This is a genomic window from Pseudomonas acericola (SeqCode) (assembly GCF_053456465.1).
Genome location: NZ_JBRFJB010000002.1, coordinates 929,870 through 948,274, shown reverse-complemented (window position 1 = coordinate 948,274; position 18,405 = coordinate 929,870). Strand labels below are relative to the sequence as shown.

21 protein-coding genes are annotated in these 18,405 nt (G+C 59.3%); 13 read left to right on the top strand and 8 right to left on the bottom strand.

From position 1 onward, the window contains the following. Positions 1 to 5 precede the first annotated feature (5 nt). Positions 6 to 263 (top strand): AbrB/MazE/SpoVT family DNA-binding domain-containing protein, encoded by a 258-nt coding sequence (locus ACU688_RS10510; RefSeq protein ID WP_207045350.1) that lies wholly within the window; start codon positions 6 to 8, stop codon positions 261 to 263. Further along, positions 260 to 655, top strand: coding sequence for a type II toxin-antitoxin system VapC family toxin (locus ACU688_RS10505; RefSeq protein ID WP_448184637.1), 396 nt, complete (start codon positions 260 to 262; stop codon positions 653 to 655). The genes ACU688_RS10510 and ACU688_RS10505 overlap by 4 nt, the downstream gene beginning before the upstream one ends. A gap of 11 nt (positions 656 to 666) precedes the next feature. Here ACU688_RS10505 and ACU688_RS10500 read toward each other — a convergent pair whose 3' ends face one another. Then, on the bottom strand, positions 667 to 996 hold the full coding sequence (locus ACU688_RS10500; protein WP_026136855.1) for a YXWGXW repeat-containing protein: 330 nt from the start codon (positions 994 to 996) through the stop codon (positions 667 to 669). Between the two features lie 90 nt (positions 997 to 1,086). Beyond that, the gene (locus ACU688_RS10495) at positions 1,087 to 2,013 is read right to left on the bottom strand and encodes a LysR family transcriptional regulator (protein ID WP_448184636.1); all 927 of its coding nucleotides are present in this window, start codon (positions 2,011 to 2,013) and stop codon (positions 1,087 to 1,089) included. A 66-nt stretch (positions 2,014 to 2,079) separates the two neighbouring features. Here ACU688_RS10495 and ACU688_RS10490 point away from each other — a divergent pair, with 66 nt between their 5' ends. Then, positions 2,080 to 2,784 (top strand): NADPH-dependent F420 reductase, encoded by a 705-nt coding sequence (locus ACU688_RS10490; RefSeq protein ID WP_448184863.1) that lies wholly within the window; start codon positions 2,080 to 2,082, stop codon positions 2,782 to 2,784. Between the two features lie 85 nt (positions 2,785 to 2,869). Here the strand turns inward: ACU688_RS10490 and mqo are convergent, their stop codons facing one another. Then, entirely contained in the window at positions 2,870 to 4,516 is a 1,647-nt protein-coding gene (gene mqo, locus ACU688_RS10485) for a malate dehydrogenase (quinone) (RefSeq protein ID WP_207045353.1), read from the bottom strand. A 490-nt stretch (positions 4,517 to 5,006) separates the two neighbouring features. Between mqo and ACU688_RS10480 the strand changes: the two genes are divergently transcribed. The 5 genes from ACU688_RS10480 to tal all read left to right on the top strand — a co-directional run bounded on the left by ACU688_RS10480 (position 5,007) and on the right by tal (position 10,363). Then, positions 5,007 to 5,657 carry a Wzz/FepE/Etk N-terminal domain-containing protein gene (locus ACU688_RS10480; RefSeq protein ID WP_448184862.1) on the top strand — a complete coding sequence of 217 codons (651 nt, stop codon included), beginning with the start codon at positions 5,007 to 5,009 and terminating at the stop codon, positions 5,655 to 5,657. A 264-nt stretch (positions 5,658 to 5,921) separates the two neighbouring features. Beyond that, the gene (locus ACU688_RS10475) at positions 5,922 to 7,109 is read left to right on the top strand and encodes an MFS transporter (protein ID WP_448184635.1); all 1,188 of its coding nucleotides are present in this window, start codon (positions 5,922 to 5,924) and stop codon (positions 7,107 to 7,109) included. Positions 7,110 to 7,247: 138 nt separating this feature from the next. Next, on the top strand, positions 7,248 to 8,087 hold the full coding sequence (locus tag ACU688_RS10470) for a protein kinase family protein (protein WP_448184634.1): 840 nt from the start codon (positions 7,248 to 7,250) through the stop codon (positions 8,085 to 8,087). A 100-nt stretch (positions 8,088 to 8,187) separates the two neighbouring features. Continuing rightward, a complete protein-coding gene (dusA, locus tag ACU688_RS10465; protein ID WP_448184633.1) occupies positions 8,188 to 9,183 on the top strand; it encodes a tRNA dihydrouridine(20/20a) synthase DusA in 996 nt (331 codons plus the stop codon). A 253-nt stretch (positions 9,184 to 9,436) separates the two neighbouring features. Then, positions 9,437 to 10,363 (top strand): transaldolase, encoded by a 927-nt coding sequence (gene tal / locus ACU688_RS10460; RefSeq protein ID WP_017737360.1) that lies wholly within the window; start codon positions 9,437 to 9,439, stop codon positions 10,361 to 10,363. Positions 10,364 to 10,507: 144 nt separating this feature from the next. On the opposite strand, the gene rssC is transcribed toward tal, so the two are convergent. Both rssC and rssB read right to left on the bottom strand, forming a co-directional pair. Then, the gene (gene rssC, locus ACU688_RS10455; protein ID WP_003172602.1) at positions 10,508 to 10,990 is read right to left on the bottom strand and encodes an anti-sigma factor antagonist RssC; all 483 of its coding nucleotides are present in this window, start codon (positions 10,988 to 10,990) and stop codon (positions 10,508 to 10,510) included. Continuing rightward, positions 10,990 to 12,171 (bottom strand): two-component system response regulator RssB, encoded by a 1,182-nt coding sequence (rssB, locus tag ACU688_RS10450; RefSeq protein ID WP_017737359.1) that lies wholly within the window; start codon positions 12,169 to 12,171, stop codon positions 10,990 to 10,992. The genes rssC and rssB overlap by 1 nt, the downstream gene beginning before the upstream one ends. A gap of 277 nt (positions 12,172 to 12,448) precedes the next feature. Between rssB and ACU688_RS10445 the strand changes: the two genes are divergently transcribed. Further along, entirely contained in the window at positions 12,449 to 12,745 is a 297-nt protein-coding gene (locus ACU688_RS10445; RefSeq protein ID WP_448184632.1) for a PilZ domain-containing protein, read from the top strand. Positions 12,746 to 12,808: 63 nt separating this feature from the next. Here ACU688_RS10445 and ACU688_RS10440 read toward each other — a convergent pair whose 3' ends face one another. Beyond that, the gene (locus tag ACU688_RS10440; RefSeq protein ID WP_448184631.1) at positions 12,809 to 13,498 is read right to left on the bottom strand and encodes an MlaA family lipoprotein; all 690 of its coding nucleotides are present in this window, start codon (positions 13,496 to 13,498) and stop codon (positions 12,809 to 12,811) included. A 196-nt stretch (positions 13,499 to 13,694) separates the two neighbouring features. Between ACU688_RS10440 and pcrP the strand changes: the two genes are divergently transcribed. Both pcrP and ACU688_RS10430 read left to right on the top strand, forming a co-directional pair. Then, positions 13,695 to 14,303: an HAD superfamily inactivated hydrolase PcrP gene (gene pcrP / locus ACU688_RS10435; protein ID WP_448184630.1), complete on the top strand. Its 609-nt coding sequence runs from the start codon at positions 13,695 to 13,697 to the stop codon at positions 14,301 to 14,303. A gap of 110 nt (positions 14,304 to 14,413) precedes the next feature. Beyond that, positions 14,414 to 14,680 carry a DUF4404 family protein gene (locus ACU688_RS10430; protein ID WP_448184629.1) on the top strand — a complete coding sequence of 89 codons (267 nt, stop codon included), beginning with the start codon at positions 14,414 to 14,416 and terminating at the stop codon, positions 14,678 to 14,680. Positions 14,681 to 14,756: 76 nt separating this feature from the next. On the opposite strand, the gene queF is transcribed toward ACU688_RS10430, so the two are convergent. Together queF and copI are read right to left on the bottom strand one after the other, a co-directional pair. Continuing rightward, positions 14,757 to 15,587 (bottom strand): NADPH-dependent 7-cyano-7-deazaguanine reductase QueF, encoded by an 831-nt coding sequence (gene queF / locus ACU688_RS10425; RefSeq protein ID WP_448184628.1) that lies wholly within the window; start codon positions 15,585 to 15,587, stop codon positions 14,757 to 14,759. A 61-nt stretch (positions 15,588 to 15,648) separates the two neighbouring features. Continuing rightward, positions 15,649 to 16,164: a copper-resistant cuproprotein CopI gene (copI, locus tag ACU688_RS10420; RefSeq protein WP_448184627.1), complete on the bottom strand. Its 516-nt coding sequence runs from the start codon at positions 16,162 to 16,164 to the stop codon at positions 15,649 to 15,651. Between the two features lie 155 nt (positions 16,165 to 16,319). On the opposite strand from copI, the gene ACU688_RS10415 reads away from it, so the two are divergent. Both ACU688_RS10415 and ACU688_RS10410 read left to right on the top strand, forming a co-directional pair. Continuing rightward, complete coding sequence (locus ACU688_RS10415) at positions 16,320 to 17,000, top strand: heavy metal response regulator transcription factor (RefSeq protein WP_448184626.1); 681 nt, start codon at positions 16,320 to 16,322, stop codon at positions 16,998 to 17,000. Beyond that, positions 16,997 to 18,337 carry a heavy metal sensor histidine kinase gene (locus ACU688_RS10410; RefSeq protein WP_448184625.1) on the top strand — a complete coding sequence of 447 codons (1,341 nt, stop codon included), beginning with the start codon at positions 16,997 to 16,999 and terminating at the stop codon, positions 18,335 to 18,337. The genes ACU688_RS10415 and ACU688_RS10410 overlap by 4 nt, the downstream gene beginning before the upstream one ends. Positions 18,338 to 18,405 lie beyond the last annotated feature (68 nt).

The window sequence follows — 18,405 nt, the reverse complement described above, 5'->3', positions numbered from 1 at the left end:
TCACGATGGAGATTTTCAATATGGCGACCGCCACACTGACCTCGAAAGGGCAAATCACCATTCCTGTCCAGGTAAGGACCGCCCTGGGCCTTGAGACAGGCGATCGCGTTGAATTTGTCGAAATGGAAGACGGCAGGTTTTCGATCATTGCCGCGAGCAAAACCGTGCATGACCTGAAGGGCCTGATCCAGAAACCCGCCAAGGCCGTATCCCTTGAAGACATGAACCGCGCTATTGCCGCACAGGGAGCAAAAGCCGGATGATCGGCCTGGATACCAATGTGCTGGTGCGCTATGTCACCCAGGATGATCCCATCCAATCGGCCAAGGCTTCAGATCTGATTGAATCGCTCACCACGCTGTCGCCGGGCTTTGTAAGCCTGGTCTCAGTGGTGGAACTGGTATGGGTGTTACAAAGCTGCTACCAATCGGCCAAGAGTGACGTGGTGGTGGTTCTGGAGACGTTACTGCGCACCCGCGAGCTGACTATCGAGCATGCCGAAATCCTTTGGCAGGCACTCCGACGATTTACCGCAAGCAAGGCCGACTTCGCCGACTGCCTGATTGAACGCTGCGCCCATGCAGCAGGATGTGAGTACACCGCCACCTTCGATCTCAACGCCGCGAAGGCAGCGGGCATGAAGCGGCTGATCTAGCCGTGCAGGTCTCAACGAACCCAGCCACCGCCCTGCCAGTGGTAACCGTCATTGCGTTGTACCCAGTGCGGGTGTACATAACGATAGCCTTCGCGCACCGGCTCCCAATGACCGTGTACAGCGACATAGCGCCCGCTTTCCCAACGCCAATAACCGCGTGACCACACATAGCCGTAACGTGGCACGGGTTCGACTTCGATCACTTGCACCGGCGGTGGCTGTGGCGCGATGACTTCGACATACTCTCGTTGCACTGGCCTGCGCTCATGCACGACACGTTCCTGTACACACCCAGACGCGGCAACCACCACTGCCGCCAATGCTGCATAACGTAGCAACATACAAACCCCTCGGGCGTTATCGCCCTAAGCCTACACCGGTAAAAAATCCCCCCTTGTCACAGCCGCGCTCCTGCTTGGCCTGGGTTCTTTTTAACAGGTGGTGTCTGTCGGATTGCTGAACTCATCGCCGCCAAAACGCTGCAGCACGGCGTCGACAAAGCGACGCAACTTGGCGGTGCGCTGGCGGTTCGCGGTGTAGACCAGGTGCATCGGCCGGCTCGGCGCATCAAAGCCCGGCAGCACCCGCACCAGTTCGCCCTTGGCCAACGCCGTACGTAAAAAGTCTTCCGGGCCGAGCACGATGCCAAAACCGTCCAGCGCCGCAGACATCAACGCCCGGCTTTCATTGATCTGCAACCGGCTGGCTACCCGTACGCGGTAAGAAGCCGAGCCTTGATGCAGAACCCATTCGCGATCCGCCGGGCGCGACCAGAAGGCGTACCCCAGGCATTCATGCTGTTCAAGATCTGCCGGCACCCGCGGCATGCCTCTTGCCGCCAGGTAAGCCGGCGCTGCGCAGACCACAAGCCGATACGGCGCCAGCGGGCGAGCGGTAAGACTGGTCGTCGCAAGTGGCCCGATACGAAAAGCCACCTCGTAGCCTTCCTCCACCAGATCGACAAAACGGTCAGTCAAATGCAGGTCGATTTCCACATCGGGGTGGTCACGTAAAAACCGGGTAATCAGCGGCATCAGGCTGTAGGAGCCGAACGTCACCGGCGCGGTGATTTTGAGCTTGCCACGCGGCGTGTCATTCATGATCTGCGCGAGGGAATCGGCGGCATCGGCCTCTGTCAGGATGTGTTTGCAGCGCTCGTAGTACGCACTACCCAACTCCGTCAGGCTTTGCCTGCGCGTGGTGCGATTGAGCAGACGGGCGCCAAGGCGCTGTTCAAGCGCAGCGACATGCTTGGCCACCATCTGCGCGGACATGTTCAAGCGCTCGGCAGCACGCGCGTAGGAGCCCAACTCGGCAGCCATCACAAAGGCATTCATGCTTGAAAGACGGTCCATCATTCACCACTCTGAGTAACAACAGCGACACTAAAATGGTTATTTATCACAAAATGGTAGCCAATCATCATAACCACTCCCGCAACTCACCGGAGCAAGGATATGAAAATTGGCGTTATTGGAGCAGGTTTCATCGGGCGCGCCGTGGCGCAATTGGCACTGGCTGCAGGGCATGAGGTGATGCTCAGCAACTCCCGTGGCCCGCAGAGCATGACCAGTGTGGTCAGCGGCATACTCGGCGTGCAGGTCGGTAGCGCTGAAGAGGCCGCCAGGTTTGGTGATGTAGTGCTCGTTGCCATTCCTTTTGAGCATTGCCGCAGTATTTCCCCGCAATGGCTGGCAGGAAAAACGGTGATGGACGCCAACAACTATTATCCAAACCGCGACGGACATTTCCCCGTGCTGGACCGCTTTGAAACCACTACCAGCAGGCTGCTCGCCGAGCACCTGCCACAGGCGCACGTGGTGAAGGTGTTCAACGCGATTTTCGCCCCCGACCTGACTCAGGACGCCCGCCCCCATGGCGCAACAGACCGCCGTGCACTCCCGGTGGCTGCGGACAATGCAACGGCCAAGGCGCAAGTGATCCACCTGCTCGACGAGCTTGGTTTTGACGCCGTGGATGCAGGCGGGATAGACGAAAGCTGGCGATTTGAGCGGGCTAAACCAGCCTATTGTGTGCCGCTGGACCAGGCCGGCTTGAAAGCGGCGCTGGCCGCAGCCGAGCGAACGGTGGAATTGCCTGCGGTCGAGCGGGTTCGCACCCACGCGTAATCACACGCACAAAAAAGCCCGCTGACCGTTACCGGTTCAGCGGGCTTTTTCTGTCTCAGCGTGGCCTTAGGACCACGGCTGTTTCTTACAACGCCAGGTCAGACGCGGGCTTGCTCGGCTCAGCCGCTGGCTTGGCAGCCTCGACAGCCTTCGGCGCAGCGCTCTGTGGGATCACAGGCGGTGTCGGCAGTTGCAGGACTTCGGCGGTGTAGGCCCATTCCTTGGCAACAGCCTCAGGGCTATCGTTCAGCTTGGTGCCGTAGCTCGGTACGATCTGGTGCAGTTTTGCCTGCCACTCAGGGGTCGCAACCTTGTCCTTGAACACTTTCTGCAGCACGGTCAGCATGATCGGAGCCGCGGTGGACGCGCCTGGCGATGCACCCAACAGGCCGGCGATGGTGTTGTCGGCGGAGCTGACCACTTCAGTACCGAGTTTCAGGACGCCGCCCTGCTCTTCGTCACGCTTGATGATCTGCACGCGCTGACCGGCTTGCCACAGGCGCCAATCTTCTTTCTTGGCGTTCGGGAAGTACTCTTGCAGCGCCTTGAAGCGATCGTCATCCGACAGCATCAGTTGGCCAGCGAGGTACTCGACCAGTGGGTATTCACGAATACCGACTTTGGTCATTGGCCAGATGTTGTGGGTGGTGGTGCTGGTCAGCAGGTCCAGGTACGAACCTTCCTTCAGGAACTTGGTGGAGAAGGTCGCGAATGGGCCAAACAGGATCACGCGCTTGCCATCCAGCACACGGGTGTCCAGGTGCGGAACCGACATCGGTGGCGCGCCAACCGACGCTTTACCGTAGGCCTTGGCCAGGTGCGCCTCGGCCACGGTTGGGTTATCGGTCACCAGGAACGAGCCGCCTACCGGGAAGCCAGCGTATTCCTTGGCTTCAGGAATGCCCGACTTTTGCAGCAGGTGCAGTGCACCGCCGCCCGCGCCGATGAACACGAACTTGGCGTCGGTTTCGGTCTTGGTGCCGTCTTTCAGGTTTTTGTAGCTCACACGCCACGAACCGTCGGCGTTCTTGGTGATGTCCTGCACTTCGCTCGACAGTTTCAGGTCGAACTTAGGCGTGGTTTGCAGGTGAGCAACGAACTGGCGGGTGATCTCGCCGAAGTTCATGTCGGTACCCAGCGGGCTCCAGGTGGCCGCGATCTTCTGGTTAGGGTCACGCCCTTCCATCATCAGCGGAACCCACTTGGCGATCTGCGCCGGGTCTTCGGAGTACTGCATGCCGGCGAACAGCGGGCTGGCTTGCAGGGCTTCGTAGCGTTTTTTCAGGAACTTGATGTTGTCATCGCCCCACACAAAGCTCATGTGCGGCGTGGTGTTGATGAACGAACGCGGGTTCTTCAGCACGCCCTGCTGGACCTGCCAGGACCAGAACTGACGGGAAATCTGGAACGCTTCGTTGATTTCGACCGCTTTCGGGATCTCAACGTTGCCGTTCTTGTCTTCCGGGGTGTAGTTCAGCTCAGCCAGGGCCGAGTGACCGGTACCGGCGTTGTTCCAGCCGTTGGAGCTTTCTTCGGCTACGCCATCAAGGCGCTCGACCATTTCCATCGACCAGCCCGGCTCCAGCTCATTGAGCCAAACACCCAGGGTTGCACTCATGATGCCGCCGCCGATCAGCAGCACATCGACTTTCTTTGCCTCTTCCGCGTGAACGGACGTGATCCCCATCGACAAAGCCAGCCCCAGCAGGGCAGTGTTTACTTTCTTAAACATCAGTAGCACCTATGATAAAACGCCATCCGCCCCACTGCCCCTGATCGTGGGCAACCCTCCTTCACGCTGCGCCAGGCAACGCACCGCGGGGTTTGCACACTCACATAAAGGCCGCAGGGTGGGCACACAAGGCCGACGTATCGACCTCACTTTTATGTCCCTTCTGCGCTGACTTCTTATCATTATTGGCTTCAGCTACCTGGGCGACAGCCAACCGTCGGCGCGTATTCGGGTGAACGCACCTTGGAAAGCGTAGACCAAGACGGCGCGCAGAATATCACGCTCGGGGAGGATGGGGCGTCTGATATGGACTTGGCGGTCGAATGCCGTCATCGGCAGGCGGGCCTGGGCGGCGCCAACATGCGCGGACGCGGAACTATTCATCTCGCACTCCGGTCAATCCGATGCCAAATGTAACAACTGCCAGCGCAAATATTTCCATTTACTCTACAATCAGCCACACGTAAAAACAGGACTCTTTGTGAGTAGTATGACGACACCAAACGATCGATACAGAGATGATGAAATAGATCTTCTGCCGTTTATTCTTGCGCTGTGGAAGAGCAAGATCAAAATCATTGCTGCAACCGTGCTTGGGGTGGCAATTTCTCTCGCGATCTTTTATACCTCTGCGCCGAAATGGATCGCCAGCACTTACATTTCAAAACCCTCGTTATTGAGCCTGTATAACGAAATGCGCAATACCAATATTGCGCCCACTGCCGAGCAGCCTTCCGAGATCAGACTCTACAATTCGGTACAGGACGATGTGTTCAATACCGCCATGGGCATCCTGACGGCCAACGGGGTCGAGAGCGCGGGAACGCAGCAGCCCTACATATTCCGCGTGTCCTCCACGGCCAGCACAAGAGAGCTGGCCGTATCCCAATTGAAGTCGGCACTGGAAACCGCCAACACCCAGGCGCTCAAGCTCAATCTGCCCTCCCTCGCTGCCGACAACCGTCTCAGGGCATTCAATCCACTGAGTGATTTCAGCGCGTTCAATTCAAAAAGCTTTAAACCCTATTTGGCGCCCGGTATTTTCATTGGGTTTGCATTAGGGTGTTTAGTTGCCCTGATCCCGTTACTCACTTTTAATTTCAAACGTGTGATTCAGCGCCACTCAAAGTCCGGACAGTAAAAAACCGCACCGCAATAGAAAGCACTGAACAATAAATATCGTCATAAAACTGTCACTTTAGTTAAGCATTCATCAGCCCTTGATTAGTGGCATAGCGCCACTTTTTTCGATACCCGATTGCAACTGCCGTACAAGCCAGACTGCGAGGGCCTCGCCAACGGCTGATCGGGCAGCGACTTCGCATGAAACGCCTGTCCTAGACGCCTCCGTCGATGTTCTTTAGCATCACCGGCTAACCTTGCGCGCCGTAGAGAGCTGAGCCCCATGTCTATCCACCAAACACCCGGCCACGTCTTGCCCGCGCGCAGCGCCGCCAAAATGGAAGCGGCCATGGCCGTCGGCAGCTTCGCTATCGGCACCGGTGAGTTCGCGATCATGGGATTGATGCCCGACATTGCCAGCAATCTAAACCTGAGCGAACCCCAGGTCGGACATGCCATCAGTGCGTACGCCCTGGGCGTGATGGTCGGCGCGCCGCTGCTGGCAATCCTCGGTGCCAGGCTGTTGCGCAAACATATGCTGTTGTTGCTGATGGGGCTTTATGCCCTCGGCAACCTGGCCACTGCGTTCACCCCGACATTCAGCTCATTGGTGGCTTTTCGCTTTATCAGCGGCCTGCCCCACGGCGCCTACTTTGGCATTGCCGCCGTAGTGGCCTCTAGCATGGTGCCCTCGGACAAACGCGCCGGTGCCGTTGCCCGAGTGATGATGGGCCTGACCCTGGCCATGCTGCTGGGCAACCCGATCGCGACCTTCCTCGGGCAGCATCTGGGATGGCGCTCGGCGTTCGCACTGGTGAGCCTGATCGCCCTCTGCACCATCGCGCTGGTCTGGCGCTTCGTGCCCGAGCGCCGCGACGAACCACGCAGCGACCCGCGCAAAGAACTGCGTGCCTTCACCAAACCCCAGGTGTGGATGGCACTGTCGATTGGCGCCATCGGTTTCGCCGGGATGTTCTGTGTATTCAGCTACCTCGCGCCGACCATGCTCGAAGTGACCAAAGTGGCCCCTCAGTGGATTCCATTCGGCCTGGCGGCATTCGGCGTCGGCGGCATTATCGGCAACATCGCGGGGGGCAAACTGTTCGACCGCATGCAGTTTCGCGCCGTGGGCTTGATCCTGGTGTGGTCGATGGCGGTGCTGGTGTTCTTCCCATTCGCTGCCGGTTCGCTCTGGGGCGTGCTGCTGGGCATCGGCCTGGTTGGCACCATGGTGGCACTGGCGGCACCGCTGCAAATCCGCCTGATGGACATCGCCCACGAAGCGCCGAGCCTGGCAGCCGCGTCCAACCATGCGGCGTTCAACCTGGCCAATGCACTGGGCCCGTGGTTTGGCGGGATCGCCATTACCGCTGGCCTGGGCTGGACCAGCACCGGCTATATCGGCGCCGCCACTGCATTGATTGGCCTGGGGGTCTACCTCGTCGCACGGCGGATGCATGGAGGCACCTAGCGCTCCCCTGCAATGGCGGCAAGAAAAGCCGCCATCAGGATGACTATTTATTTTTCAGACAGGTTAGGTTCAGGTTGGATCCAATAGCGCCATCCATGTAACATCTCTGTAACATTTACCAGGTGACAAGGATGTGTTTTGATTTTCCCCGACAGAGGTGTGCTCCAGAGTTTTCCATCGATACTCGACCACCGCAAAGCCAGGATTTTTCTGACTGAAGACACAGATATCAATGTCGAGCTGGCGATCCAGGAACTGATCGACAGCCGACATCAGTTGCAGGACCGCATCAGCGCCCCACTCCAGGGCATGGAAAGCGACCTCTTCGCCAAATTCCAGCCCCTCGACAGCTTCAAGCCCAAATTGCGAGTGACCCTCGGGCGTGCAAAGCGCGACGGCGCGTTCGACTGGCCGGTCGAAGAGGTCATCAATACCCATGTCGCACAGCAACGTGGCGCACCGATCGCCAACTTGCTCGGATTTGGCTACCGAAAATCCACGCTTGGTTTGATCCAGGAGTTCTTCATCTTCACCGAGATGCTCGATGACCATCTCAACGGCCTTCAGTGGCTCGACCAAACCCGCGACATCCGCAGCCTGGTCACACTGTCGTTCGACCTGCTGCGTGCCTTGCATGACAAGGGCATCGTGCACATGGACTTCTGGGCAAACAACGTGATGATCCAAACCGATGCGCCAGACTCAGCCAAAGCCATTGACCTGGAAAACTGCTTCCTGACCCCTACCGACTACTTGGCCGAAGTACTGGCGTTTCAATTCGGGTTCTATTATCGACGGGAAGTTTTCCGCTTCATGATCGAGCAGGAATACGATCAGATGGTCATGGAAGAGCTGAGCAAATACGGTGAAATCGACCGCAGCCGATTTGACGGCATGTATGCGTCGTGCAAACACGAGAATATAAGCCGTCGCGCCAGGCGGGAGATTTTTCATAAGGGCACGGTTGTTGCGGGATGACTGCGACGGCACATGTCGGAGCCGGGGCGGCAGAGCACGATTTCTGCCCCCTGATTCCTGATAAACTCGCGGCCTCTGTCCTGCCCACTCAGATTGTCCAATGTCCTTGACTACTGCTGCACCGCAATCCTTCTCCCGGCGTTTTTCTGTGGCGCCCATGATGGATTGGACCGACCGCCACTGCCGCTTCTTCCTGCGTCTGCTGTCGAAAAACGCCCTGCTCTACACCGAGATGGTTACCACCGGCGCGATCCTTCACGGCGACCATGAGCGCTTCCTGCGCCACAACGACGCCGAGCACCCGCTGGCATTGCAACTGGGTGGCAGCGTTCCGGCGGACTTGGCCGCGTGTGCGCGGATGGCTGAGGCCGGTGGTTACGATGAGGTGAACCTCAACGTCGGCTGCCCCAGCGATCGCGTGCAGAACAACATGATCGGCGCGTGCCTCATGGCCCACCCCGCGCTGGTGGCGGATTGCGTGAAGGCGATGCGTGATGCGGTGGCGATTCCGGTGACGGTGAAGCATCGCATCGGGATCAATGGCCGCGACAGTTATGCGCAGCTGTGTGATTTTGTCGGCCAGGTGAAGGACGCGGGGTGCACCAGTTTTACCGTGCATGCGCGCATTGCGATTCTGGAGGGTTTGTCGCCCAAGGAGAATCGGGATATTCCGCCTTTGCGCTATGACGTGGCGGCGCAGTTGAAGCGGGACTTTCCAGAGTTGGAGATCATTCTTAACGGCGGGATCAAGACACTGGAACAGTGCGCGGAGCACTTGCAGGTGTTTGATGGGGTGATGCTGGGCCGCGAGGCTTATCACAACCCTTATCTGCTGGCGGAGGTGGATCAGCAGTTGTTTGGAAGTGCTGAGCCTGTGATCACCCGGGCCGAGGCGCTGGCGCAATTGCGGCCTTATATCGCGGCGCATTTGGCGGCGGGCGGCGCAATGCATCACATTACCCGGCATGTGTTGGGGCTGGGGACGGGGTTTCCCGGGGCACGGAAGTTTCGCCAGTTGTTGTCGGTGGATATTCATAAGGCCAGCGATCCGCTGGCGTTGCTGGATCAGGCAGGGGCACTGCTGGAAGGGCGTTGATGGCGCCGCGGTTTCTGGGGCTGCTGCGCAGCCCAACGGGAGCAAGCTCCCTCGCCACGGGGACTGGGGGGGCAACCACTAGCATCAGGGTTGAACCTGCTGAGCTTTTTGCCCTCCTATCTAGCAGCAAGGCCGGTCATTCAAACGGCTGTTTTCAGGTTGTTGCCCTCGCAAACGATCGAACGCATTTGCGCCCTTGAGCGCCTGTCGGCGCTCGGGTAATGTCATCAGACCCATAGGACAGAGCACGCCCATGACTTCCAAGCTGGAACAACTCAAGCAAATCACCACCGTCGTAGCCGATACCGGCGATTTTGAAGCTATCGCTCGGGTCAAGCCGCAAGATGCCACCACCAACCCTTCCCTGCTGCTCAAGGCGGCGTCGATCCCCGCCTACGCCAAGCTGCTGGACGAGTGCGTCAAAGACTGCAACGGTGATGTCGGCCTGGCCAGCGATCGTTTTGCGGTTGCGGTGGGTCAAGAAATCCTGAAAGTGGTTCCGGGGCGTATTTCCACCGAGGTGGACGCGCGCCTGTCGTTCGATACCGACGCTGTACTCAAGCGTGCGCACCGTCTGATCGACCTGTACGAAAAAGCCGGCATTGGCCGTGACCGCGTACTGATCAAGATCGCGTCCACTTGGGAAGGCATCCGCGCCGCCGAAAAGCTGGAAAAAGAAGGTATCCAGACCAACCTGACCTTGCTGTTCTCCTTCGCTCAGGCCGTGGCTTGCGCAGAAGCCGGAGTGTTCCTGATTTCGCCGTTCGTAGGCCGTATCTACGACTGGTACAAGAAGGCCAACGGCAGCGACTACACCGGTTCGGAAGACCCGGGCGTGCAGTCGGTGACGCGCATCTACAACTACTACAAGGCCAATGGCTACAAGACCGTGGTGATGGGCGCCAGCTTCCGCAACCTCAGCCAGATCGAAGAACTGGCCGGCTGTGATCGCCTGACCATCAGCCCGGACTTGCTGGAGAAACTGGCGGCCGACAACGGCAAGCTGGAGCGCAAACTGGCTCCAGGCCACGCCGGTGAGGCGCGTGTGCATCTGACTGAAGCGCAGTTCCGTTGGGAGTCCAACGAGGATGCGATGGCGACTGAGAAGCTGGCGGAGGGGATTCGTCAGTTTGCTCGCGACCAGGAGAAGCTGGAGGCACTGCTGAGCGCCAAGTTGTAAGGCAGGCAGTAACAAAAAGGGCGATACCTGTGAGGGTATCGCCCTTTTTGTGCTTGCCGGTTTCGGCAGTACGTCTTGTGTTGTCTGAGCTGGCGCTATCGCAGGCAAGCCAGCTCCCACAGAGACCGAGTTTTTACTGGGGGATCAGTGGCGTTCGAGGGCGTTGACCAAGTCGTGGAACGCTTCGCGGTTGGACTCGTTCAAGCCCATCAGGATCTTGTGCGCTTCCAGCACCTTGACCCGTACCACTTCTTCGGACTGATCCTGCGATGGCAGGTCGGTCAGGCATTCCGGGCACGGGATCGGACGGTCAACGATGTTGAAGACCTGGTCGAAACCCATGGACTGCAACAGACGGGTGATGTCTTCGTGGGTGGTGACGACCGTGGGCAACAGGCCGACCTTCTGCCGAGACAGAATGGACAACTTGGCCAACAACCCAAGGGTGGTGCTATCGATGCTGCGGGTTTCGGTCAGATCGATCACGATCGCCGAGAAATTCAGCGCGGTGAAAATCCGCTCAATCGTCGCATCCAGCGCCGAACACAAGGTCAGGCGCACTTCACCGACAAACTTCAGGACAAAGGTCCCGTCTTGCTCGGCGAATTGGATTCTTCCGGTACTCATCAAAGATTCCTGCTCAACACCAATAGGGCGATATCATCCGGCATCTCCCCCAGCGTGGCCAATCCAAACACTTGCCGCAGGCCATCCAGGCTGCCGCCCGCCGACTTGACCTTTTGGGGCAAGGCGGCTTCTTTCTCCTTGAGTGTAGGCTCTGGAAGCAAGTCCAGGATACCGTCGGACATCAGCGTCAGGCTGAAGGTCGGCGGCAGCTCCAGGATGTGATCTTCGTAGGTGGCTTCATTGAACAAGCCTACGGGCAGACCACGTCCTTCCAGGTAGCGCACACTGTCAGGCGTATACAAAACAGGCATCGGCAGGTGACCGCCAATACTGTAGGTCAAAAGACCGGTTTCTTCATCAATCACGCCGCCGACCATCGTCACGTGCTTGCCCAGCTTGCAGCTGATCAAGCCTCGGTTGATGTGGCCCAGCACCTCGGACGGAGTGAACTCCGGCAAGGTGCCATTGCGCTTGGATTCGAACAGCAACCGCGTGGTCATGAACTTCAACAACACGGTGACAAACGCGGAAGACGCGCCGTGGCCGGAGACGTCGGCCAGATAGAACGCGACACGGCGCTCATCTACGCGGAAATAATCGACAAAATCACCCGACAGGTACAAAGACGGGATGATCTGGTGGGCAAACTGAAACTCGTCGATGGTCCACGGACTCACCGGCAGCATGTTCATCTGTACCTGGCGACCGGCGTTCTGGTCTTCCTGGAGCAGGTTCAGGCTGGCTTCGAGCTCGCGGTTGGCGGTTTCGAGTTTTTCGCGATAACGCTGGTTTTCCAATAGCAGGCGTGCACGATCCAGGGCGCGGCGCACCGAGTGCTCCAGCACCGCCAGGTCTTCCAGGGGCTTGATCAGGTAGTCGGCAGCGCCCAGGCGCAGGGCCTCGACCGCGTCGTTCATCACCCCGGCACCGGACACCACAATCACCGGCGTCTGCGGCGCAAGCTCAGTCACCTGGCGAATCAGCTCCAGGCCGCCCATCTGGGGCATGCGCAGGTCGCAGATCACAAGGTCGGGCTTGTCGCGCTCGAATACCTGGAGACCCTGTTGGCCATTGCTGGCCTGCAGGACGCTGAAGCCACTGTCTTCCAAATAGGCCGCGAGACTCGCGCGCACTACTTCGTCGTCATCGATTATCAGCAGCGTGGCACTGGTTTTTTGCATGTGGGCAAACGGCGCCAGAATTAGGTTGGCGTAGGCAGCTCGGCAATGGCCGGACTCACACTACTGGATTCGCTTTCTAGCCACTCTGTCCTACAAAGCGCGGGCTTTTGGCCTACGCACAACAGTAAAGCAGAGGTGCCCTTCTAAGGCGCAGACGGTACTCCCATCCGTCAGGGGTTTCAAGCTCATGCCGATGGTCGCCGGGCGTCTTTACATCGCAAATCACTGGGAGTTATAAGAACAGCCAATACCACAACACAAAGTAAGGATGGAACCCGTGAGCGAACACGAGCGCGACTACGCCGAAAAACGCGATTTCATCCGCATGCGAGTGGATGCCGATGTGTCTTTGATCCACGCCGGGCAAGAGATTGCAGGGGTTTGCGTGGACCTTTCCAGCTCCGGCATGCAGGTGCAGGCGCCGCGCCAATTCCAGGTGGGTGACCAACTGACGGTGCGCATCGATTCCGAGCACACTGCCCTCACGGGCCTGGAAGCGGACACTGAGGTGGTCTGGACCAAGACAAACGGCCAAGACCAGCACCTGGGCCTCAAGATCTTGAAAATGCACTGAAATCCGCGCACAAAAAAGGCGACCTTCGAGGGTCGCCTTTTTTTCATTTCAAGACATCACAGCTTAGAAATCATCAACAACCTTGCCATCCTTGACCTTGAACTCGCGGTTCTGCAGGTAGGCATTGCGGATGAAGGTGTACTTGTCGCCGGTGATCAGTTTCTCGCTGTCGAGCAGGCTGGCACGGGTATCGATAATATTCAGGCCGATGGTGCTGTTGCGCCAGCCAATATCGTTCATGTAGCGGTACGGCTGGGTGTAGCTGTCCACGTACTTGGACGGCGCGTCACGCAAGGTGCTAGGACCCAGCAGCGGCAGCATCACGTAAGGCCCGCTGCCCACGCCCCAGTAGCCGAGGGTCTGACCGAAGTCTTCATCGCTGCGATGCAGCCCCATTTTGGTGCCGACGTCGATAAAGCCCAGCACGCCAAACGTGGTGTTCATCAGCAAGCGCGCCGTGTCCACACCCGCCGCATGCGGCTTGAGCTGCAGCACATTGTTGGCCAGGTTGCCCACATCGCCGATATTGCGGAAGAAGTTATGAACGCCGTCCTGCATGAATTGCGGGGTCACGAACTGATAGCCTTGGGCCAATGGCTTGAGGGCATAGGTATCAACGGTGTCGTTGAAGGTGAAGATCGGGCGGTTGACGCTTTCCCAAGGATCAGCTTCGGATGCGGCTTGAACGGCAAACGGGGCCAGCAGGACAGTGGCACACACCGACAGCTGAGCGAAGTAGTGGCTCCAGCGCATAGCTTTTGCTCCTTGAATGGTCTGTCATGGGCGCTATGCCCTGAATAAGGCCGTGAGTATATGACGGAAGTGTCCATTTAGGCAGCAACCAGGAAAGGTCCGGCCAAAAATGCACAAAATTCCTACAATTAAAGCGCGGTGTCATCCACCTGTCATCCCGCTCCGATAGGGTCAGAGCTATTTCAGGGATGTCGTCATGCCTCACGCCGAGATTGCCATCGCCAGCGCGCCTGCCTTGACTGCCGTTTTGTTTGGCCTGAGTGGTTGCCTGGTGGACTTCGGTTCCCAGGCCCGCAGCGATTCGCCCTCGCCCGATTCCCTGGCCACCCCCGGCGCCCTGAAAATCCTGCGCAGCCTGCAAGAGCAAGGCGTGCCCTGCGCCTGGCTGGATGAACTCCCCGCTTCGATCACGACGCCACTGGCCGCCGTCCTGCCCGGCTGGCTGAAAGCAACATCGCCCTCCTCCATTCGCTGGCCTGCCCCTCATGCCTGCTGGCAGGCCTTGATGGAATTGAACATCGAACGCCTGGAAGGCTGTGTGCTGGTCAGCGGCGAACCGCGCTTGCTGCAATCGGGGCTCAACGCCGGCCTATGGACGATTGGCCTGGCGTCCTGCGGCTCGCTGTGCGGCATGGCCCCGACGCAATGGCAGGCATTGAGCGAGCAAGAGCGCGAACACATGCGCGGCAAGGCCACCGTGGCCCTGTACGGGCTGGGCGTGCATTCGGTGATCGACCACCTGGGCGAGCTCGGCACCTGCCTGGCCGACATCAGCCTGCGCCAGCTCAAAGGCGAGAAGCCCTGATCGAGATCATGCACAGTCGGCGCAGGTGGATTAGTCTACAGGTCAGCCCGTAGACCTTTCTCGGCGTGCCGCGGTCTATGCCAGTGCCTATCGATAAAAGGAAACACGTCATGCCTGATCGCAAAAAACTGGAAGAACAGGTCGAGATCCTGCGCGGGCAGTTGGAACAGGAGCCGCCCCTTTCGGAAGAAAAACGTACAGCACTGGAAGCCTTGATTGCCAAGTTCGAGCTACAACTGGAACTTGAACCGGCGACCCAGACACCTAGTATTTCCGACGATGTGAATCAAGCGGCCATCGAGTTCGACGCTGAGCACCCGCTGATTTCTGGGACATTGCGCAATATCATGATCACCTTGGGCAACATCGGGATCTGACCCGAACTCAAAGCCAAACCCTGAAACCAGTGTGGGAGCTGGCTTGCCTGCTCCCACATTTGGTTCTGTGTGAAGGCTATTGGCGGGCCAGGCGCACATTCTGGAACGCCACATCCTCAGTGCTGCGATACGGGTTGATATCCAACCCGCCACGCCGCACATAGCGCGCATACACCGTCAGTTTCTCAGGCTTGAGCAAACGTTGCAGGTCGAGAAAGATCCGCTCCACACATTGCTCATGGAAGTCCGAGTGCTGGCGAAAGCTCACGATGTATTCCAGCAGGCTCGCGTGATCCAGCGCGGACCCACGGTACTCCACCACCACGCTGCCCCAGTCGGGCTGGCTGGTCACCGGGCAGTTGGACTTGAGCAGGTGGCTGTGCACGCTCTCTTCGACAATGCGCGAATCATCGCAACGCAGCAGCTCGGGGCGCGGGTGCTCGTAGTTGCTGACGCTGATATCCAGCTTATCGATGCACGCACCCGGCAACGCCATCACGCCTTCGGCCTCGATCTCGGCCAAGCTGCGGATGCGCACACTCACCGGCTTGCCGGCAGCGGCGCTGAGGTCGGTGCGCAGGGTCGCTTCCAGGCTCGCCGTGTCGGCGAACGCGGTTTGGTTCAGCGAGTTGAGGTACAGCTTGAAGGACTTGGACTCGATGATATTCGGCGAGTCAGCCGGGATGCTGAACTCACCGATGGCCACCACCGGCTTGCCCGAAGGCAGCAGCCAGGACAGTTCGAAGCAGTTCCAGAAGTCCACGCCCTTGTAAGGCAGCGTCTCGGCGCTCAGGCCAAGCTCAGCCCATTTGGCGGCGCGAGGAATCGGAAACAGCAACGATGGGGTGTAGGTGGAGATGTATTCACTGGACTTGCCCAGCGGCGAATGTTCGGCTGCGGGATGCATGGCGGAAACCTGGCTAAATAAACGCAACCAGTCTACCAGCCTTTGCCCCCGCCTTTGCGGCCTACTCGACGTTCAACTCTCCCACCATGCCCGCTTGGTAATGCCCCGGCAGGTTGCAGGCAAACTCCAGGCCCGTGGTCCGGGTGAAGGTCCAGGTCAACTCGGCGGTTTTACCGGGCTCGACCAACACGCTGTTGGGATCATCATGTTTCATCATCGAGCCGTGGCCCATCGCACTGTGATCCATCTTGCCCATGCCGGTGGCGGTGAGCATGCCACTGGCCTGCATCTGCAACATTTCCTTCTGGTGTTCGGCATGCATCGCCGCATCGCCCAGGTTGAACTCATGCAGCAGCTGGCCTTTGTTGACCAAGACAAAACGCACCGTCTCACCGGCCTTTACGTCCAGTGACTTGGGAGAAAAGGAAATGTCCTGCAAGGTCACTTCCACGGTACGCGTGGCCTGCGACGCTGGCGCCGCATGGCCAAATGCATAGGTATGCGCCGCATCCGCCATCGCACCAAAACTCGCTACCAACAGGCAACCCGCCAACAACAGGGGTGTACGCAATGCCATCTCTACTCTCCAAAAATGTGTAACACACTGAACAGCACTTTAAGATGGGGCCGCTGCCAGCCAGCTGACTGCTAGATTACAACTTTGTCAGGTAGCGCCCCTACCCTGGAACCCACGGTATAAAGCGCCTCGTGCACCGCCATTCAGAGCCGCCCATGAAACTGCTGATCGTCGAAGACCAACCGAAAACCGGCCATTACCTGCGCCAGGGCCTGGCCGAAGCCGGCTTTACCACCGAGCTGGCGGCCGACGGCACCAGCGGCCAGCACCTGGCACTGACCGGTGACTACGATCTGCTGATTCTCGACGTCATGCTACCCGGTCGCGATGGCTGGCAAATCCTGCAAGCGGTGCGCGGCGCCGGCCTGGAGACGCCGGTGCTGTTTCTCACCGCCCGCGACGCCGTGGAAGACCGCGTGCATGGCCTGGAACTGGGCGCTGACGATTACCTGGTCAAGCCCTTCGCCTTTTCCGAACTGCTGGCCCGGGTACGCAGCCTGCTGCGCCGTGGCAGCAGCGCGCCACAGGAAACCGCCCTGCAATTGGCTGACTTGCGCCTGGACCTGATCCGCCGCCGCGTCGAGCGGGACGGCCAGCGCATCGACCTCACGGCCAAGGAGTTCGCCCTGTTGGAGCTGTTGCTACGCCGCCAAGGCGAAGTGCTGCCCAAATCGCTGATCGCCTCCCAGGTCTGGGACATGAACTTCGACAGCGACACCAACATTATCGAAGTGGCGATCCGCCGCCTGCGCCTGAAAGTCGACGACAACTTCCCCAACAAGCTGATCCACACCGTGCGCGGCATGGGTTACGTGCTGGAGGAGCGCTTCAATTGATCCAGCGCCTGTCCCTGGCCAGCCGCCTGGCACTGTTGTTTGCGGCGTGTACCGCGGTGGTCTCGTTGCTCGCCGGCGTGCTGTTCAACCGCGCCAGCGAGGCGCACTTCATCGAGCTGGACCAACAACAGCTCGACAGCCAGCTCGTGGCCCTGCGCAGCACCTTGCAGGGCGTGGACTCGGCCGAATCCTTCGCCCAGCGCGAAGCCCAACTGCGCGCCGAACTCAGTCACCAACCCGACCTCACCCTGCGCATTACCCGCGCGGGCCAGCGCTGGTTTGACGGCGCACCCGGCATGACCTTGCCCGAATCCCCCGGCCTGCACAGCTTGCAAGACGCCGGTACCGACTACCGGGTGTACAACGCGCCGTTGATGGCCGGCACACCTGGCTCGCCGCAACTGAGCCTGATGCTCGACATCACCCATCACCAGCACTTCCTGCAACGGATGCAACATCTGATCTGGCTAACGGTTGGCCTCTCGGCACTCGCCACCGCCTTGTTGGGTGCCTGGGCCGCGCGCAGTGGGCTACGGCCGTTGCGGCGCATGGGTGAAGTGGCGGCAGGCGTATCGGCCCACTCCCTGACCCAGCGCCTGCCCCAGGCGCAGATGCCGGCCGAGCTGGCCGAACTGGCCCAAGCCTTCAATGCCATGCTCGGCCGCCTGGACGATGCCTTCCAGCGCCTCTCGGCGTTCTCCGCCGACATTGCCCATGAGCTGCGCACACCGCTGTCGAACCTGCTGACCCACACCCAGGTCATCCTCACCCAACCGCGCCCGCTGGAGGACTACCGCGAAGCGCTGCACAGCAATCTGGAAGAGCTGCAATGGATGGCGCAATTGGTCAACGACATGCTGTACCTGGCCAAGGCGGACCACGGCTTGCTGATGCCCAAGCGCGAGCCCTTGGTATTGGCCGATGAAGTGGACACCTTGCTGGAGTTTTTTGCGTTGCTGGCGGAGGACGCTCAGGTCGGCCTGGTGCGTGAAGGTTCTGCGCACACGGCTGGCGATCGCGGCATGTTGCGCCGGGCACTGTCGAACCTGCTGGATAACGCCTTGCGGTTTACGCCGACGGGGGGCGAAGTGCGCGTGCGTGTTGAGGAAGGCGTTAGGCTGACCGTTGAAAATACCGGGGAAGGTATTCCAGCAGAGTTGCTACCAAGGCTGTTTGACCGATTCTACCGGGCGGACCCGGCGCGCCACGAGGGCAGCAGCGAACATGCGGGGCTGGGGCTGGCGATTACCCAGTCGATTGTGCGGGCTCATGGCGGGCGGATTTTTTGTGAGTCGGGGAAGGGTTGGACCAGGTTTGTGATTGAGCTGCCGTCCTGATCATTCTCACACTGTGGCGAGGGAGCTTGCTCCCGCTGGAGTGCGAAGCGCTCCCCAGTTTTTTAGGG

What these genes read in the sequence shown, in the direction of transcription:
- ACU688_RS10500 (WP_026136855.1), bottom strand. Translation starts at nt 996, where the DNA reads ATGTTGCTACGTTATGCAGCATTGGCGGCAGTGGTGGTTGCCGCGTCT.
- ACU688_RS10480 (WP_448184862.1), top strand. Translation starts at nt 5,007, where the DNA reads ATGACGACACCAAACGATCGATACAGAGATGATGAAATAGATCTTCTG.
- ACU688_RS10440 (WP_448184631.1), bottom strand. Translation starts at nt 13,498, where the DNA reads ATGCGCTGGAGCCACTACTTCGCTCAGCTGTCGGTGTGTGCCACTGTC.
- ACU688_RS10495 (WP_448184636.1), bottom strand. Translation starts at nt 2,013, where the DNA reads ATGATGGACCGTCTTTCAAGCATGAATGCCTTTGTGATGGCTGCCGAG.
- rssB (WP_017737359.1), bottom strand. Translation starts at nt 12,171, where the DNA reads ATGCAAAAAACCAGTGCCACGCTGCTGATAATCGATGACGACGAAGTA.
- pcrP (WP_448184630.1), top strand. Translation starts at nt 13,695, where the DNA reads ATGCCTCACGCCGAGATTGCCATCGCCAGCGCGCCTGCCTTGACTGCC.
- ACU688_RS10510 (WP_207045350.1), top strand. Translation starts at nt 6, where the DNA reads ATGGAGATTTTCAATATGGCGACCGCCACACTGACCTCGAAAGGGCAA.
- queF (WP_448184628.1), bottom strand. Translation starts at nt 15,587, where the DNA reads ATGCATCCCGCAGCCGAACATTCGCCGCTGGGCAAGTCCAGTGAATAC.
- ACU688_RS10430 (WP_448184629.1), top strand. Translation starts at nt 14,414, where the DNA reads ATGCCTGATCGCAAAAAACTGGAAGAACAGGTCGAGATCCTGCGCGGG.
- dusA (WP_448184633.1), top strand. Translation starts at nt 8,188, where the DNA reads ATGTCCTTGACTACTGCTGCACCGCAATCCTTCTCCCGGCGTTTTTCT.
- rssC (WP_003172602.1), bottom strand. Translation starts at nt 10,990, where the DNA reads ATGAGTACCGGAAGAATCCAATTCGCCGAGCAAGACGGGACCTTTGTC.
- copI (WP_448184627.1), bottom strand. Translation starts at nt 16,164, where the DNA reads ATGGCATTGCGTACACCCCTGTTGTTGGCGGGTTGCCTGTTGGTAGCG.
- ACU688_RS10415 (WP_448184626.1), top strand. Translation starts at nt 16,320, where the DNA reads ATGAAACTGCTGATCGTCGAAGACCAACCGAAAACCGGCCATTACCTG.
- ACU688_RS10505 (WP_448184637.1), top strand. Translation starts at nt 260, where the DNA reads ATGATCGGCCTGGATACCAATGTGCTGGTGCGCTATGTCACCCAGGAT.
- ACU688_RS10475 (WP_448184635.1), top strand. Translation starts at nt 5,922, where the DNA reads ATGTCTATCCACCAAACACCCGGCCACGTCTTGCCCGCGCGCAGCGCC.
- mqo (WP_207045353.1), bottom strand. Translation starts at nt 4,516, where the DNA reads ATGTTTAAGAAAGTAAACACTGCCCTGCTGGGGCTGGCTTTGTCGATG.
- tal (WP_017737360.1), top strand. Translation starts at nt 9,437, where the DNA reads ATGACTTCCAAGCTGGAACAACTCAAGCAAATCACCACCGTCGTAGCC.